At 34.7% G+C, this 17,835-nt stretch carries 14 protein-coding genes, 2 tRNA genes and 1 pseudogene; 10 read left to right on the plus strand and 7 right to left on the minus strand.

Annotation, left to right across the window (positions count from 1 at the left end):
- Positions 1-9: 9 nt before the first annotated feature.
- Both ACQ9BO_RS22920 and ACQ9BO_RS22925 read left to right on the plus strand, forming a co-directional pair.
- A complete protein-coding gene (locus tag ACQ9BO_RS22920) occupies positions 10-2,292 on the plus strand; it encodes a metallophosphoesterase (protein WP_431242621.1) in 2,283 nt (760 codons plus the stop codon).
- A complete protein-coding gene (locus tag ACQ9BO_RS22925; protein ID WP_431242622.1) occupies positions 2,273-3,757 on the plus strand; it encodes a hypothetical protein in 1,485 nt (494 codons plus the stop codon). Before ACQ9BO_RS22920 ends, ACQ9BO_RS22925 begins: the two co-directional genes overlap by 20 nt.
- Positions 3,758-3,930: 173 nt before the next feature.
- Here ACQ9BO_RS22925 and ACQ9BO_RS22930 read toward each other — a convergent pair.
- Positions 3,931-4,788: pseudogene (locus tag ACQ9BO_RS22930) on the minus strand (hypothetical protein).
- Between the two features lie 98 nt (positions 4,789-4,886).
- A complete protein-coding gene (locus tag ACQ9BO_RS22935) occupies positions 4,887-5,939 on the minus strand; it encodes a hypothetical protein (RefSeq protein ID WP_132989743.1) in 1,053 nt (350 codons plus the stop codon).
- Between the two features lie 93 nt (positions 5,940-6,032).
- Here ACQ9BO_RS22935 and ACQ9BO_RS22940 point away from each other — a divergent pair, with 93 nt between their 5' ends.
- The 4 genes from ACQ9BO_RS22940 (at position 6,033) to ACQ9BO_RS22955 (ending at position 10,142) form a co-directional block, all read left to right on the plus strand.
- A complete protein-coding gene (locus ACQ9BO_RS22940) occupies positions 6,033-6,944 on the plus strand; it encodes an ABC transporter ATP-binding protein (protein WP_431242623.1) in 912 nt (303 codons plus the stop codon).
- A 3-nt stretch (positions 6,945-6,947) separates the two neighbouring features.
- The gene (locus ACQ9BO_RS22945) at positions 6,948-7,784 is read left to right on the plus strand and encodes an ABC transporter permease (protein WP_431242624.1); all 837 of its coding nucleotides are present in this window, start codon (positions 6,948-6,950) and stop codon (positions 7,782-7,784) included.
- 142 nt (positions 7,785-7,926) lie between these two features.
- Positions 7,927-9,024, plus strand: coding sequence for a choice-of-anchor L domain-containing protein (locus ACQ9BO_RS22950; protein WP_431245193.1), 1,098 nt, complete (start codon positions 7,927-7,929; stop codon positions 9,022-9,024).
- Between the two features lie 263 nt (positions 9,025-9,287).
- Positions 9,288-10,142, plus strand: a complete 855-nt coding sequence (locus ACQ9BO_RS22955) for a T9SS type B sorting domain-containing protein (RefSeq protein ID WP_431242625.1) — start codon at positions 9,288-9,290, stop codon at positions 10,140-10,142.
- Positions 10,143-10,259: 117 nt separating this feature from the next.
- Here the strand turns inward: ACQ9BO_RS22955 and typA are convergent, their stop codons facing one another.
- On the minus strand, positions 10,260-12,056 hold the full coding sequence (gene typA, locus ACQ9BO_RS22960) for a translational GTPase TypA (protein ID WP_431242626.1): 1,797 nt from the start codon (positions 12,054-12,056) through the stop codon (positions 10,260-10,262).
- Between the two features lie 365 nt (positions 12,057-12,421).
- Between typA and ACQ9BO_RS22965 the strand changes: the two genes are divergently transcribed.
- The 3 genes from ACQ9BO_RS22965 to ACQ9BO_RS22975 all read left to right on the plus strand — a co-directional run bounded on the left by ACQ9BO_RS22965 (position 12,422) and on the right by ACQ9BO_RS22975 (position 14,350).
- The gene (locus tag ACQ9BO_RS22965; RefSeq protein ID WP_431242627.1) at positions 12,422-13,255 is read left to right on the plus strand and encodes a PAS domain-containing protein; all 834 of its coding nucleotides are present in this window, start codon (positions 12,422-12,424) and stop codon (positions 13,253-13,255) included.
- A gap of 83 nt (positions 13,256-13,338) precedes the next feature.
- Positions 13,339-13,932 (plus strand): sensor histidine kinase, encoded by a 594-nt coding sequence (locus ACQ9BO_RS22970; protein ID WP_431242628.1) that lies wholly within the window; start codon positions 13,339-13,341, stop codon positions 13,930-13,932.
- Between the two features lie 4 nt (positions 13,933-13,936).
- Positions 13,937-14,350: a response regulator gene (locus ACQ9BO_RS22975; RefSeq protein ID WP_431242629.1), complete on the plus strand. Its 414-nt coding sequence runs from the start codon at positions 13,937-13,939 to the stop codon at positions 14,348-14,350.
- A gap of 193 nt (positions 14,351-14,543) precedes the next feature.
- On the opposite strand, the gene rpsT is transcribed toward ACQ9BO_RS22975, so the two are convergent.
- The 4 genes from rpsT to proS all read right to left on the minus strand — a co-directional run bounded on the left by rpsT (position 14,544) and on the right by proS (position 16,694).
- Positions 14,544-14,795 carry a 30S ribosomal protein S20 gene (rpsT, locus tag ACQ9BO_RS22980; RefSeq protein ID WP_089052957.1) on the minus strand — a complete coding sequence of 84 codons (252 nt, stop codon included), beginning with the start codon at positions 14,793-14,795 and terminating at the stop codon, positions 14,544-14,546.
- A gap of 154 nt (positions 14,796-14,949) precedes the next feature.
- Positions 14,950-15,021 (minus strand) — tRNA-Glu (locus ACQ9BO_RS22985).
- Positions 15,022-15,066: 45 nt separating this feature from the next.
- A tRNA-Glu gene (locus ACQ9BO_RS22990) sits at positions 15,067-15,137 on the minus strand.
- A gap of 78 nt (positions 15,138-15,215) precedes the next feature.
- Positions 15,216-16,694 (minus strand): proline--tRNA ligase, encoded by a 1,479-nt coding sequence (gene proS / locus ACQ9BO_RS22995; RefSeq protein ID WP_431242630.1) that lies wholly within the window; start codon positions 16,692-16,694, stop codon positions 15,216-15,218.
- 101 nt (positions 16,695-16,795) lie between these two features.
- On the opposite strand from proS, the gene ACQ9BO_RS23000 reads away from it, so the two are divergent.
- Positions 16,796-17,806 (plus strand): hypothetical protein, encoded by a 1,011-nt coding sequence (locus tag ACQ9BO_RS23000; protein WP_431242631.1) that lies wholly within the window; start codon positions 16,796-16,798, stop codon positions 17,804-17,806.
- The last annotated feature ends 29 nt before the right edge of the window (positions 17,807-17,835 follow it).

Below are 17,835 nucleotides of genomic sequence, written 5' to 3' on the forward strand. Positions count from 1 at the left end.
CACTAAAATATGAAATTGTTTTTGGATAATCATTTTATTGCCAAGATTAAAAACTATTCTTTGGCAATAACCGCTATAGTTCTTTTCTATTCTTGTGCAACTCGCCAAGCGCAATACGGAAAAAATGTAAGCGCCAACGAAACGGAAAACGCAACCGATACCATAAAAATTGCGCATACCTTTTATTTAGTAGGAGATGCGGGAAATGCCGATGAAGCGCAAGCTCAGCAAACACTGGAGCTTTTGCATCAAAAACTGAAGAAATCCAGCAAAAAATCAACCCTTTTATTTCTTGGAGACAATATCTATCCGAAAGGTTTTCCTGCAGATAAAAATGCCGAAGACAAGGCTTTAGCTGAAACAAAACTGACCAATCAATTAAAATTAGCCGAAGGTTTTAAAGGAAAAACCATTTTTATTCCCGGAAATCACGACTGGTATAGCGGTATCAAAGGCCTAGAACGTCAAGCCGATTTTGTAACGAAATATCTAAATGACAAAAAAGCATTCCTGCCTAGAAAAGCGTGTCCTATTGAAGATGTAAAAATTGACAGTACTGCAACGTTAGTTACAATTGACAGCGAATGGTTCCTTGAAGACTGGAACAATCATCCGACAATAAATGACAATTGCGAAATCAAAACCAGAGAAGATTTTTTTGACGCGCTGGAAAGCATCTTAAATAAAAATCAAGAAAAAACAGTCATCATTGCAATCCACCATCCTTTATTAAGCAACGGAACACACGGCGGACAATTTTCGATCGAAAAACAATTATTTCCTTTGGAAAACAAAATTCCGCTTCCAGTTATAGGTTCTTTCATTAATTTGTTGAGAAAAACCTCTGGCGCAAATCCGCAAGACATTCAAAACAAACAATATACTATCTATGCAAAACGAATTAAAACACTTTTGCAAAAGCAGAAAAATGTCATTGTCGTTTCTGGCCATGATCATAATCTGCAATATATCAGCAAGGAAAACATTCAGCAAATTATCAGTGGTGCAGGCTCAAAATCTGAAGCCGCAAGAGCAATCAGCGAAAATGATTTTTCGTATGGAGGAAATGGTTATGCAACACTGACTTTATACAAAAGTGGCGACGCAAAAGTTTCTTATTTTGGAAATGAAAACAACAAAGAAAAACTGCTTTTTGAACGTGAAATCATAAAAGCCAAAGAAATTAATTGGGGATCTGATATTCCAAACAATTTCCCTTCAAAAATTACGACTTTGATTTACACGAAAGACATGACCGATAAAAGTATGTTTCACAGATTTTTATTCGGGCAACATTACAGAAAATACTACAGCATGCCAATTGAAGCGAGAGTTGCAACTGTTGACACCTTGATGGGCGGTTTGAAACCTATTCGCGAAGGCGGTGGTCACCAATCGGTTTCTTTAAGAATGTCTGATCCAAAAGGCCGTGAATATATCATGCGTGCCATGAAAAAAAGCGCAACGGTATTTTTGCAATCTGTCGCTTTTAAAGATCAATATATCGTAAACGATTTTGAAAAAACATATACAGAAAACTTTTTATATGATTTTTACACGACCTCTCATCCCTATGCTTCATTTGTAACAGGAAGTATGTCTGACCAAATTGGGCTTGCGCATACAAACCCAATTTTATATTACGTTCCGAAACAAAATGGCTTAAAAGAGTTTAACGCTGGTTATGGAGATCAACTATATATGGTTGAAGAACGCCCAGCAGACAATCATTTGGATGCAAAGAGTTTTGGAAATCCTTCAGACATTATCAGTACTGATGATATGATGCTGAATCTTCATAAAGATGAAAAATATTCTGTTGATGAAAAAGAATATATCAAAGCGCGTTTGTTTGACATTTTGATTGGCGATTGGGACAGACACAGCGATCAATGGCGCTGGGGCGAATATAAACAAGACGGAAAAGTTATTTACAAACCAATTCCGCGCGACCGCGATCAAGCATTTGTGAAATATGATGGTGCTTTGCTTTCGCTTATAATGAACATGCCTCCGCTACGTCATATGCGTACTTTTAAGGGTGACAGAATTAATGTAAAATGGCTAGGAAGAGAACCTTATCCTCTTGATTTGGCATTTTTAAGAACAGCCGAAGAAAAAGATTGGATTGAACAAGCTAAATATATCCAAGAGAATTTATCTGATGCTGATATTGACACTGCTTTTAAAAATATGCCAAAAGAAGTGCAAGACGAAACTGTCGATGAAATCAAGCAGAAATTAAAACACAGAAAAAGAGATCTTCAAAAATATGCTCGCAGAATATTTTGATGTGTTGAGCCGTACCGTAATGATTGCTGGAACAGATAAAAAAGACAAGTTCGTAATCAATCATAACGCCAAAAAAAGCATCGAAATTCAAGTTTATCGCGTTAAAAAAGAAGGCGATGATCTGGTTTATACCAAAACAGTAACCGATGACAAAACTGTCAATTTATGGATTTATGGACTTGATGATAATGATGTTTTTGAAGTAAAAGGAAATCATAAATCAAATATTAAAATTCGTTTGATTGGTGGCCAAAACAACGATACTTATAATATTGAAAACGGTCGAAAAGTGATTGTTTATGATTTCAAATCAAAAGAAAACACATATAACTTATCCCGAGGCCTCGGGACTAAAGCCAAAACACAACTAACAGACGATTATGATGTGAATTTATACAATTACGAAAAGCCTAAATACAATGTTATTGCTGGTCTGCCAAACATTGGCTATAATCCTGATGACGGTGTAAAAATTGGTTTTAATTTGAATTATACTGTAAACAATTTCAAACAGAATCCTTATACTCAAAAACATATTTTAAACGGTTTCTATTATTTTGCAACTGGAGGATTTGAGTTGACATATGTTGCGCATTTTCCAGGACTATTAGGAAAATGGGTTATTGACGTTGACTCACAACTAACTACACCAAATTTTGCAATGAATTATTTTGGTTACGGAAACGAAACTGTAAATAATGATGACGAATTTGGAATGGATTACAACAGAGTCAGAATTCGAAAATTTACTGTTGCAGGTGCGGCGCGACATGTTGGTCGTTTTGGAAGCGAATTCAGCATACAGCCAATTCTTCAAAGATTAACAGTTGAAGAAACTGAAAATCGTTTTATCGATATTCCAGGAATTATAAATCCAAATGTTTTTGACAGCCAAACTTATGGTGCTTTAAAGGCAAAATATGTTTTCAAAAATTCTGATTTTGTAGCAAAGCCAACCCTTGGAATCTATTTTATGCTTTCAGGAATGTGGGCTACAAATTTGAACGACACCAAACAGAATTTCCCAACGCTGGAAAGTATTTTAGGTTTTACGCATAAAATTGATCATAACGGAAAATTAGTTTTGGCTACATTTCTTAAAGGAAAAGCAATCTTAAACAACAATTTTGATTTTTACCATGGTGCCAGTTTAGGTGGCGACACAGACTTGCGCGGTTATAGAAACGAGCGCTTTTTAGGAAATTCCTATTTCTCACAAAGCTCTGATCTACGTTTTACTCTTGGAAAAATTCACAAAACTGTTGCTCCATTAACATACGGAATTCTTGGCGGATTTGACTATGGAAGAATCTGGCTCGATGGCGAAAGCTCAAGAAAATGGCACCAAGATTATGGTGGTGGCTTATGGCTAAACGCGATTAATCTTGTAACGGCAAGAATTTCCTATTTCCAATCTCCTGATGAACCAGGAAGGTTGATTTTTGGAGCGGCATATAGCTTTTAAAAAAAGACGCTAAGATACTAAGGTTCTAAGATGCTAAGTTTTTTATTAGTGACCGAATAGAAAAACAGCCACGAATTCACGAATTATTTGCCATAAAAATTCGTGAATTCGTGGCTGTTTTTTTTATATTATATTTAAAACTTAGTCCCTTAGTATCTTAGCAACTTAGAACCTCAGAGCTTAAACTCATAAACCTTCCCTCCTATTTTATCGACTTTTTCATCGGCGATTAGCAGGGTGTTGTTGTCTTTGAAAACTACTGCTTCTTTTTGAGAAAAGTGATTTAGGCTTAATTCCGTCTGTTTTCCTTTATGGAATAGATCGCCCTTGAAATCCTTGAACAAAACAATTTTGTCATGGCTCAACAAGGCAACTTTTTTCCATCGGGACTAATTGTCGCACTTGTCAATACGCAATGATTGTAATTGCTCGCAGGTTTTGAACTCTCCTATTTTTACTGCTTTTTGAGTTCCTTTTGCATTTTTTATTTTATAGATAAAAGCAGTTCCGTCAAAACCTTTGCTTCTATTTTTTGTAAAAAGATAAAAATAGCCGTTTTGCTCGAAGAAACCTTCAACATCATAAAACAGTTCTTTTTTCTTTGGAGGAAATTCGGTTTGTTCTGGATATGAAAATGAGATTTTATATTCGGCGGAAGCCAAATCTTTATTTAACTGATTCTTTGCAACTTTGTAAATACATAAATCTCTTCGTTCATTGTCGTTGTTTCCAAAATCACCAATATAGATATTTCCCGATTTATCTTTTGTAATATCTTCCCAATCCACATTTTTGGCATTTGAAATTGTGATGGTCTTGGCTAATTTTCCTTTCGAATCAATTGCATAAATAGCATTTTTGTTTCCGCTATCTTCTAAAGTATAAATCATATTTGTCTCTGGAAAATAGGTAATTCCCGAAACTTCTTTTAATTTTTTCGGAAGTGAATAAAGTTCTTTTAAATCAGAACCGGATTGTTTCTGGCAAGCTAATAAAACGATAGAAACGGCTACTAAAAATGATTTTTTCATGATATTATTTTTTTATTTAGCCACAGATTACACAGATTACAAGGATTAAAAAATGACAAAAAAATCTTTTTAATTCTTTTAATCTGTGGCTAAAACTTTTAAACTAAGTTAGTATTTTTAAAATTACGCGTAATAAACTCAAATGCCGCGTGCATGATATGTCCCATTGATTTTGCGTTTTTGAATTTCATATCATTGGTATAACGATACAATTCCATTTTGAGCTGATTCAGATGTTCTGGTGTCGAAATGGTATCGTGGCACATTATATTCAGCAATTTTTTGATTCTAGTTTCGGCCGAATGGATTCGTTTTGCTAAAATCGCTCTTTCTTCATCCTTATATTGAATAATCGAGCGTTCCTCTAGTTTTTCTTTTATAAGCTGGATCATCGGATAATTTTCCTTGAAAAACTGCGGACGATATACTTTAAAATTCCCTTCATAACATTGCTGATCAAAATCAATTGGGCGAATTTTATAAACCACTTGGTCAAAATCGTGAATGGGAACAATCACATAGTTGTACGCACGCATATCGCCCAAAAGCCGAATCATACAGCGCTCATTAAACTTTACAAACTCTTTTGCTATTTGAGCTTTTTCTGTTTCGGTACATTTATCAAGAAGCGTATCCATAAAAACATCACCCGGAATTCCTATAATATGTTCTTCAATTAAAGTATCATTATAAACCAAAAAATTGATTTTGTCAGGCGAAAGAATATCTTCTAATTCCAAACCGTAAATTCTGGAAGCATCGGCTTTTTTGATGTAAAAATGCACATAGTTGTCGTTGAGAATATTTCGAACTTTAATTCTGAATGGCTTTGAATTTCCGAAAGTACAATAATCAATGGCATCAATATTTAAAAACTGAATTATTTCACTGTTTCCATCAGAATGCAAAAGCGAATAAATTTTCTTTAAATTGAGGTCGATTTCATTTCTTTCAAACTCACTGTAATAAACACGAATCCATAAAGTATCCGTTTCATTCTTATCATACACATTGATTGAGCCAGAAAACCGCAATAAGTCATCATAAAAAACAGAAACTTTCGAAATGCGTTCGTATCTGTCCAAATAACTTAAAAGTGGTTGTGTTAAAGGGTATGACGGTTTTTTCAAAACCATTAAAGGCTCGCTCATTTTGAATATCTTTATTACAAATTTACATTAAATAAAATTTAGCGTAACAATATTAAAGTTGATTCGTCTTACTAAAAACTAAAACCGAAAAACTTGGAAACCATTCTTACTATCGAAAATCTCAGCAAAAGATACGGACGCATTCAAGCGCTCAAAAATGTATCATTCAGCATTCAAAAAGGACATGTTTACGGCATTCTTGGGCCTAATGGAAGCGGAAAATCAACTACTTTAGGAATTGTTTTGAATGTTGTAAACGAAACATCAGGCAATTATAAATGGTTTGACGGAAAAATGCAAACTCATGATGCCTTGAAAAAAGTAGGCGCAATTATCGAACGCCCCAACTTTTATCCTTACATGACGGCAGAAGAAAATCTAAAATTAGTCTGCAAAATCAAAAGCATCAATTACTCTAAAATCGAGGAAAAATTAAATCTTGTAGGTTTAACCGAAAGAAAAGACAGCAAATTCAGCACCTTTTCACTCGGAATGAAACAGCGTTTGGCAATCGCATCGGCGCTTCTGAATGATCCTGAAATCCTGATTTTAGATGAACCAACGAATGGTTTAGATCCACAGGGAATTCATCAAATTCGTGATATTATTAAAGAAATTGCATCACAGGGAACAACCATTTTATTGGCTTCCCATTTATTAGATGAAGTTGAAAAAGTTTGTTCTCACGTTGTAGTTTTGCGAAAAGGCGAAATTCTATACTCTGGTTCAGTTGATGAAATGTCTGCCAATGAAGGCTTTTTCGAAGTTTCTTCTGATGACAATTTCACTTTGAAATCTATTTTAAGCAATCATCCGAATGTCGATCATATTAAAGAAGAAGATGGGAAAATTTTGGTTTACCTAAAATCAGAGTTAGCGACCTCAGATTTAAATCAGTTTTTATTCTCAAAAAACATCGTTTTAAATCATTTGGTAAAACGCAGAAACAGCCTTGAAGCACAATTTTTAGAATTAACCAAAAACGCCACCATCCAAAAAAACTAAACCATGAACCGACTTATCTCTATAGAACTTCAAAAAATCTGGAAAAACAAAGCCAGCAAAATACTGACTTTGGCTTATTTCATTCTGCTTTCTTTTATAGCATTAATTGCTTCCATAAAATTTGATATTGGGCCATTTAAATTTCATTTAGCTGAAATGGGGATTTTCAATTTCCCTTTCATTTGGCATTTTAATACTTATATAGCGACTATTCTCAAATTGTTTCTTGCTATTGTAATTGTTTCGATGATGGCTAATGAATATAGCTACGGAACATTAAAACAAAACTTGATTGACGGATTGAGCAAAAAGGAATTTATCTTGTCAAAATTCCTGACGGTTGTGCTTTTTGCATTTGCATCGACCGTTTTTGTTTTTATAATGAGCTTGATTCTTGGATTGTCTTTTTCATCTTACAATGAAATCGGAATCATATTTTCTGATTTAGATTTTCTCTTAGCCTTTTTTGTAAAACTTGTTGGTTTCTTTTCATTGTGTTTATTCTTGGGAATTTTGGTGAAACGCTCGGCTTTTGCCTTAGGTTTTCTTTTGGTTTGGAATATAATCGAAGCAATAATACGAGGTACATTGGCATTTAAAATTTTTCCAAACAGCGATACCGATGAGAAAATTACACAGTTTCTACCACTAGAATCTATGTCTAATTTAATAGTTAATCCTGGCCCAAGATTGTCTGTTGTTAAAAATATTGGCTCGCAAATGGGAATTAATACTGATATAGATTATAGTGTGAGTTATTTTGCAATTCTAATTGTTTTAATCTGGACATTTTTGTTCATATACTTTTCTTACAAACTATTAAAAAAGCGAGATTTGTAGTATATTTGTTATATTATGAATTATACAAGAAGTTTTTTTATTATTCTATTTTTATGCATTTCATCTTTAACGATGAATGCCCAATATATTAGCATTGATGATCAAAGAACTCCAAAACAACTCATTGAAGATGTTTTAGTAAATAGTTCTTGCGCGTACTGCTTCAAATTCTACCGGAAAAGGAGATACTTTTAGAGCAGGAAAGCAAAGTTTTGCTTATTTCAACAGCAATGGAAGCAGTTTCCCATTTTCAGAAGGAATAGTTTTAGCATCATCGACGGCATCAACAGCTGTTGGGCCATTTGTCAGCGAACTTGTTAGCAATGATAGTCCAGATTGGCTTGGAGATGCTGATCTTGACCAAATATTAGGCATTCATTCCATAAATGCTACAGTATTAGAATTTGATTTTGTTGCATCGGCAAATTCATTGAGTTTCAATTATATTTTTGCTTCAAATGAATACCAATACGATTACCCGTGTCAATATTCAGATGGTTTTGCCTTTTTGATAAAAGAAGTTGGAACAACAGATCCGTATAAAAATCTAGCAATAATACCAAAAACCAATACTCCTGTTTCGTCAGTAAACATCCGTCCTAAAATTACTCCTGGAACAAGACCAGGCGGTATTTCGTACACAGGTTGCGAAGCTTCAAATGAAGCTTATTTTAATGGCTTAAACAATAATACAAGTCCTGTAAATTATGCTGGTCAAACAAAAATAATGACAGCTCAAACTACAGTAACCGCTGGAAAAACATATCATGTAAAAATGGTAATGGCTGATGATAGAAATAGAAATTTAGAATCAGCCATTTTCCTTGAAGCAGGAAGTTTTACTTCTAGTATTTCCTTAGGCGAAGACCGCACAATTGCAGGAAATAATCCAGCATGTTTTGGAGAAAAAGTACTTTTAGACACTAAATTAAGTGCTAGTGATTATACTTTTAAATGGTACAAAAAAGATGACCCAGCATCTATACTTGGTACAAATTCTACTTTTGAGGTAACTAATGCAGGAACTTACAACGTAGAGGCTTCTGTTATTGGTACACTTTGCGTCGCTAAAGGAGAAATAAAAATTGATTATGCTCCTGAGATTCTTTCAACAAATACCACTTTGCTTCAATGCGATGACAATACTGATGGAATCAGCATTTTCAATTTAAAAAAGCCGATAATATCATCAAAAATAATGCTTCAGATATTACAAATAATGGCTATTATGAAACTTTAGCCGATGCACAAGCCAAAACAAATGTTATTGCAAATCCTGAGAAATACACGAATAAAATTACTAATCAAACTGTTTTTGGAAGAATTGAAAATAAATTTGGCTGTTTTAAAATTGCTGAAGTAAAACTTCAGATTTCAAATAATACAATTGCATCTCAAAATCCAGTTAAAACGTGTGACGAAGATGGCGTTCAAGACGGCCTTTATCAATTTGACCTTAACGCTCAAGCTACACCGCAATTAATTGCAGGCTTACCGGCAGGTATGGAAGTGCATTATTTTTTAAATAGCAACGACGCAGTAACAGAAACAGATGCATTGCCAAATATCTTCAAAAACACTGTCGCATTTACTCAAACAATTTATGCCCGAATTATAAATGGAGCTGATTGCTACAACATTTCACCTGTTGCCCTTGTTGTAAACACTTTTAATCCGCCAAATTTTGAAGACGAATCAAAATACATCTGCAAAAATGGCGATGTCACTCTTTCTGTAGCAACTGGATTCAGTAGTTATGTATGGACTCCAGGAAATAGTACCTCAAATTCCATGACGGTAAATGCACCTGGAGATTACTCAGTCACTGTAACTGATGCAAATGGATGCCCGAAAACAAAAAAATTCAAAGTAATTCAATCTGAACCAGCTACCATTACAGAAGCTGTCGTAAAAGATTTCTCAGGAGTTGATAATTCGGTTTTAATAAAATACACTGGTTTTGGAAACTACGAATTTTCATTGGATGGAAATATTTTCCAAGATGACCCACAGTTTACAGGAGTGGCTCCGGGAGCATATTATGCTGTAGCTCGGGATAAAAATGGTTGCGGACTTTCCAACAGATTTTTATTTTACGTCTTAGATTATCCAAGATTCTTCACACCAAATGGCGATGGATATAATGATTTATGGACAATAAAAGACATAGATCAAATGCCAAATTACACGATAAGCATTTTTGATCGCTACGGAAAATTTTTGAAACAAATGAATCAAAACAGCACTGGCTGGAACGGAATTTTTAATGGCGAACAATTGCCATCTGACGATTATTGGTTTACGCTTATTTTTGTGGATGGAAAAAGCGTCAAAGGGCATTTTAGCCTAAAAAGATAAAACTTTTAAAATTCCAATTAAAAAAATCCAAATTCCAAACTAAAAAAACACTGAAAAAAAAGAATCCCAAACTCCATATTGGAATTTGGGATTTTTATATTGAAAGTTAAAAACTAATTAGATTTTATATCTTTTTCTATCAGTTTCACTTAAGTAAATCTTTCTTAAACGTAAAGATTTTGGAGTAACTTCAACATACTCATCTTTTTGGATGTACTCTAAAGCTTCTTCTAAAGAGAATTTGATAGCTGGAATAATTCTAGCTTTATCATCAGCTCCAGAAGAACGAACGTTAGAAAGTTTTTTCGTTTTAGTAACGTTAACCGTCATATCGTCGCTACGAGTGTTTTCCCCAATTACTTGTCCTTCGTAGATATCCTCGTTTGGATCAACGAAGAATTTACCACGATCTTGTAACTTATCGATAGAGTAAGGAATAGCTTTTCCGTTTTCCATAGAGATTAATGAACCGTTGTTACGTCCAGGAATTTCTCCTTTGTATGGTTCATATCCAATGAAACGGTGTGCCATGATAGCTTCACCAGCAGTAGCAGTAAGCAATTGATTTCTTAAACCGATAATTCCACGAGATGGAATGTTGAATTTAATGATCATACGCTCACCTTTACCTTCCATAGAAAGCATTTCTCCTTTACGGATAGTTACGAATTCAACCGCTCTACCTGAAAGGTTTTCTGGCAAGTCGATTGTTAATTCCTCAATTGGCTCACATTTAACACCATCAACTTCTTTGATGATAACTTGAGGCTGACCAATTTGAAGTTCGTATCCTTCTCTTCTCATTGTTTCAATAAGAACTGACAAGTGTAATACACCACGACCAAAAACCATGAATTTATCAGCAGAATCAGTTTCTCCAACTTTCATCGCTAAGTTTTTCTCTAACTCTTTTGTTAATCTCTCACGGATGTGTCTAGAAGTAACAAATTTACCTTCTTTACCAAAGAAAGGAGAATCGTTAATAGTAAACAACATGCTCATTGTAGGCTCGTCGATAGCAATTGTTTGTAAAGCTTCAGGATTTTCAAAATCAGCGATAGTATCTCCAATTTCAAAACCTTCAATACCTACAACAGCACAAATATCACCAGCAACAACTTCTTCAACTTTTCTACGGCCTAAACCTTCGAAAGTATGCAATTCTTTAATTCTTGATTTGATCACTTTTCCATCTCTCTTTACTAAAGAAATAGGAGAACCTTCTTTCAAAGTACCTCTTTCAAGACGCCCGATAGCGATACGACCAGTAAAAGAAGAGAAATCTAAAGAAGTAATCAACATTTGTGGAGTTCCTTCAGCAACTTTTGGAGCAGGAACATTTTTGATAACCATATCCAATAATGGCTCAATGTTTTGCGTTTGATTTTTCCAATCATCAGACATCCAGTTGTTTTTAGCAGAACCATAAACAGTTGGGAAATCCAATTGCTCTTCAGTAGCACCTAATTCAAACATTAAGTCAAAAACTTTTTCATGAACTTCTTCAGGAGTACAGTTTTCTTTATCAACTTTATTGATAACTACACAAGGTTTCAAACCTAAATCAATAGCTTTTTGTAGTACGAAACGTGTTTGTGGCATTGGACCTTCAAAAGCATCTACTAACAAGCATACACCGTCGGCCATGTTTAATACACGTTCAACTTCACCTCCAAAATCCGCGTGGCCTGGAGTGTCAATAATATTGATTTTTGTTCCTTTATATTGAACTGATACGTTTTTAGAAGTAATAGTAATACCTCTCTCACGCTCTAAATCGTTATTATCTAGAATTAAATCACCTGTGTTTTCGTTTTCACGAAATAATTGACAGTGATACATAATTTTATCAACCAAAGTGGTTTTACCGTGATCGACGTGGGCAATAATTGCAATGTTTCTAATAGATTCCATCTGTGATTTTTAATGGTCGCAAAGGTACACTTTATTTTCTAAAAAAAACGTTTCTAACATAGTTTGCGTATATACAATCAATTAGTTAATACAAAACATCATAACAAAGCCCTTAAATTGAACTTTACTTATTGTTTAATTATAGTTAAATTAACTATATTTGAAGTAATGAAAAGTAAAACTCTCCAAATTACTCTAGTTTACATTCTAGTATCATTATTTATGGCGGTACTCTGTCATAAAATACTTACCACTTATTTTTCAGACGTTAAATATTTTTATCTTTTTTTCTAAAAGACATTTTCTTCATTTTAACTACCGCATTGTTTTTCAAATATATAGTTTCAAAAAATGAAAAACACAACGTGACTGTTTTTAAAAAATTAAAAGAAACAAACGAAGAAATAAAAGAATCCAACGAAAAATATGACATTGTAGCAAAAGCAACAAGCGACACCATTTGGGACTGGAAAATACAGGAAGACAGCATAAACTGGAACAAAGGAATTGAGGGTGTTTTTGGCTACAATCCAAACGAAGTTGGTAAAACTTCTAAGTGGTGGTTTGACAAAATTCACCCGGAAGACAGCATCAGAATGTCTATAAAATTATATTCTTTTATTGAGCAAAAAACCGAAAAATGGCAAGATCAATATCGATTTAGATGTGCCGATGGAAGCTACAAATATGTTTTGGACCGAGGCTTTTTACTGAAAGACGAAAATGGAAGAGCCATTAGAATGATTGGAGCTATTCAAGATATTACAAAACAAAAAGAAGAAGAACAGCGATTAAAATTACTAGAAACGGTAATCACTCAATCCAAAGATTCCATTTTAATTACAGAAGCCAACTCTCAGGCCCGAAAAATCCCGAGAATTGTCTATGTAAACCCTGCTTTCTCACAAATGTCAGGATACTTATCAAACGAAATTGTTGGCAAATCCCCAAATATCTTCAAAGGACCAAAATCAGATTCTGAAGAATTAAAAAAACTATTGCGAGCAATCAAAAATGAAGAAGAATGCCTGATTGAAACCATCAGCTATACCAAGCAAAAAGAAGAATATTGGGTTCGTTTTTCTATGATCCCTATTTTCAACAACGAAGGATCAATTTCACACTGGATTTCAATACAAAGAGATATTACCGAAGAAAAAAGCTCGAAACCGAAAAAGAACACCTTATTCGAGAACTAACACAAAACAACAAAGACTTAAAACAATTTTCATACATTACTTCGCATAACTTAAGAGCTCCATTATCAAATTTAATTGGGCTTTTGAATTTAATTGAAGATATTCCAATTGAAAATCCAGAGCTGGAAGAAATTTTATCAGGCTTTACCAAATCGACCCATTTATTGAATGAAACCATTAATGACCTTGTAAAAGTCATCATCATCAAAGACAATCCTTCGATGCAAAAAGAAGAAGTATCCTTGAAAGAAGTCTTTGAAAATGTCTTCAGTCAATTATCTTTTCAAATCGAACTGCACAAACCAATAATAAAGCTTAAATTTGAACGCGTTCCTTTATTGAACACAAACAAGGCATATATTGAAAGCATTTTGCTTAATTTGCTCACCAATTCTATAAAATACAAATCAGAAAACAGAAAGCTAAAAATATCTATTATTGCAGAACAAATCGACAATAAAGCGATATTGACATTTAAGGACAACGGAATTGGTATTGATTTAGAAAGAAACCGCGACAAGGTTTTTGGCTTATATCAAAGATTTCATAATTATCCAGACAGCAAAGGACTTGGCTTATATCTTGTAAAATCTCAGGTGGAAACTATGGGAGGAACAATCAGCATAGAAAGCGAGGTCAACAAAGGGACCACCTTTACAATAACATTTAAAAATTAACATCATGCTCGAGCAGATTTTATGCATTGACGATGACCCAATCACGTTGATGTTATGCAAAAAAGTAATTTCGAAGTCACAAATTTGCCATGAAATTATTACAGCTCAAAATGGCGAAGAAGCCCTTCATCACTTTAACACTTTAAAATACACGAATAACAAAAACAAAGACAATAAAAAACCTGAATTAATCCTTTTAGACCTTAATATGCCAGTTATGGGTGGCTGGGAGTTCTTAGACCATTTTACTTCCGCCGATTATAAAGAATTTAATACCGCTAATGTAATAGTCTTATCTTCTACAATAGACCCTGAAGATTTAGCCAAAGCAAAAAAATACCCTATAATAATAGATTTCCTTTCAAAACCAATTACACAGCCAATGCTGGAATACCTTAAAAAGAAAATAGATCTATAAATAAACTAAATTTCAATACCAAAAATCCAAACTCCAACTTTAAGACTAATGGAGTTTGGATTTTTTATTTTTCAAAAACGAATTTGGAATTTGGTCCCGAAACCTCGGGATGGAATTTGGAATTTGGAATCCGATATAGAACAAAAAAGTCCTCTAAAAGAGGACTTTTTTAATATCTATTAAATTGTTTTAATTACAATTTAGCAACATGTTTCGTTAATTTAGACTTCAAGTTAGAAGCTTTGTTATCGTGAATGATATTCTTTTTAGCTAATTTATCAATCATAGAGATTACAGTTGATAATTTTGCAGTAGCATCAGATTTATCAGTAGCTAATCTTAATGCTTTGATAGCATTACGAGTAGTTTTATGTTGGTATCTGTTAAGAACTCTTCTTTTTTCGTTGCTTCTGATTCTTTTTAAAGCTGACTTATGATTTGCCATTTCTTTTAATTTTAGATGTAATAATTATTATAAATACTAGTTAAAAAAGAAAAACCTCCCACAATTGAAAAAACAATCACTTTGGTTTTAACTAATAAAACAAAAACCGAGACACCAATCTTTGTTTTACAAAACTTATTTACAACTAATTTTGTAGTCCGTAGGGGAATCGAACCCCTGTTACCAGGATGAAAACCTGGCGTCCTAACCCCTAGACGAACGGACCTAAATTCTCCTAAGTTGGAAACTATTCAATATGTAATATAACTTGTAGTCCGTGGGGGAATCGAACCCCCTTACCAGGATGAAAACCTGGCGTCCTAACCGATAGACGAACGGACCGCGCTTCTGTATTGCGGATGCAAAGATACATCTATTTTTTATTTGCGCAACACCTAACACAAAAAAATATATTATTTTTTAATATGCCTTAGCAAAAAGCACTCTTTTAGAAGAAGGATTCCCAGTAAACACACAGGTTCCCACCTCTTCAACAGCATCTAAAGGAATGCAACGAATCGTCGCTTTTGTTAGATCTTTTATCTTTTCCTCTGTCGCGGCAGTTCCGTCCCAGTGAGCAGAAATAAATCCTCCTTTGCCTTCTAAAACTTCTTTAAACTCTTCAAAATTATTTACTTGCGTAATATGCGTATTACGATAATTTAGCGCTTTAGCAAACAAATCATTTTGAATCTGTTCTAACAAATCATTTACATAATCGACGATTTTCTCTGCGGCTACAACTTCTTTCGACAAATTATCACGTCTTGCAACTTCAAAAGTTCCATTTTCTAAATCTTTAGGCCCGACAGCAATTCTAACAGGAACTCCTTTTAATTCCCATTCAGCAAATTTAAATCCTGGTTTCTGAGTGGTTCTATCATCATACTTCACTGAAATTTTCAGCTTTTTCAGTTTCGCCGTCAATTCATTAACCGCGACTGTTATTTCTGCTAATTGTTCGTCTGTTTTGTGAATTGGCACAATTACAACTTGTATCGGAGCCAAATTTGGAGGCAATACCAATCCTTGATCATCAGAATGCGTCATAATCAATGCTCCCATCAATCGAGTAGAAACTCCCCAAGAAGTTCCCCAAACATGCTCTTGTTTTCCTTCTGCATTAGCAAACTTCACATCAAATGCTTTTGCGAAATTTTGACCTAAAAAGTGAGAAGTTCCAGCCTGCAATGCTTTACCATCTTGCATTAAGGCTTCAATACAATAGGTTTCATCAGCACCTGCAAAACGTTCTGTTTCTGTTTTAAAACCTTTTACAACAGGAATTGCCATAAAATTTTCAGCAAAATCAGCATAAACGTTCATCATTTTTTCTGACTCTTCAATAGCTTCTGCTTTTGTAGCGTGCGCTGTGTGCCCTTCTTGCCATAAAAACTCAGCAGTTCTTAGAAATAAACGTGTACGCATTTCCCATCTAACCACGTTTGCCCATTGGTTAATTAGCAAAGGTAAGTCTCTATACGACTGTACCCATCCTTTATATGTAGACCAAATGATCGCCTCACTTGTAGGACGAACAATCAACTCTTCTTCAAGCTTTGCATTTGGATCAACCATAAGTTTTCCCGGTCTCTCCTCATCATTCTTCAATCTATAATGTGTTACAACAGCACATTCTTTTGCAAATCCTTCCGCATTTGTTTCTTCCGCTTCAAACATGCTCTTCGGCACGAACAAAGGGAAATAAGCATTTTGATGTCCCGTTTCTTTAAACATTCGATCTAACTCAGCCTGCATTTTTTCCCAAATAGCATATCCGTATGGCTTGATTACCATACATCCTCTAACTCCTGAATTTTCAGCTAGGTCCGCTTTTACAACCAGTTCATTATACCATTTAGAATAATCTTCTGATCTTGTAGTAAGGTTCTTACTCATATTATATAGTTTGGCACAAATTTTGTTTTAATAATTTTAACTAAATAGTTTGACAAAACTAACTATTTTTGTAATGTGCAACAATAAAAAACTCCACAGATATGAAAACTTATACTAATCTCCGCCAAAACTCGAGTTACTTTTACTTAATTGGACTACTGAGTTTTCTGCTTGCTTCGTGTGGCTCTTACCAAAACACTTCTTATTACGACAATGATGGAGTTTACGGCAAATCTACTAACACTTACGCACAATCGACCACGACAGGTGTAAACAACCAATATAAAGATTATTTTAAATCACTTCAAGACGAAAATCAGCCAACTGAAATTTTTACTGATGTAGATAATTACAGCAATTATGCCGTAAACGACAGCACTCAAACAGCATCTGTTGCTTATCCTGCTTGGGGAAGCGGAACTACAGAAACATCGGTAACTTATTATTCTGATCCAGTATGGTCTTTTGGAATCGGATTTGGATGGGGTTATCCTTATTATGGATATGGATGGGGATACCCATACTATGGCTGGGGTTATTATCCTGGATGGGGATATCCAGGCTGGGGTTACCCAGGATGGGGATATCCATGTTACGGATATTACGGCAATTATTCTTACAGCTACGGAAGAAGAGGATCTGCGACTTACTACGGATCTAGAGGTTATGCATACAGAAACTCATCATACGCAGGAAGAAATTATGCTGGCAGAAGTTATGCCGGAAGAAGCTACGGAAACGATTTCACAACAAGAAATTACGCAGGAAGAAGCGGCTACAGCACAAACAACGGCAGAAGCTACTCTGACTACAGAAGAAGCTCATCTGTAAACGGCAGAACATACTCAAGTCCGACTTTTACAGACAGAAGAGGCACTGCTCAAGGCCAAAGCAGTGGTTATGATTACGCTAACAGAAGATCAAGCGCAGGAGCCACAAACAGAAGCTACAGCACGCCAAACAGTAGTTCATCGAGAACTTACTCTCCTAGTCCATCTCGTTCAATGAACAGTGGCGGCGGAAGCATGAGAAGCGACGGTGGAGGTGGCGGCTACAGTGGTGGCGGCGGCGGAGGAAGATCCTACGGCGGTGGCGGTGGCGGAAGAAGATAAAACTCTTTCAACAAGCCATTCAATCACTT

The organism is Flavobacterium sp. P21, from assembly GCF_050632225.1.
GTDB lineage: Bacteria > Bacteroidota > Bacteroidia > Flavobacteriales > Flavobacteriaceae > Flavobacterium.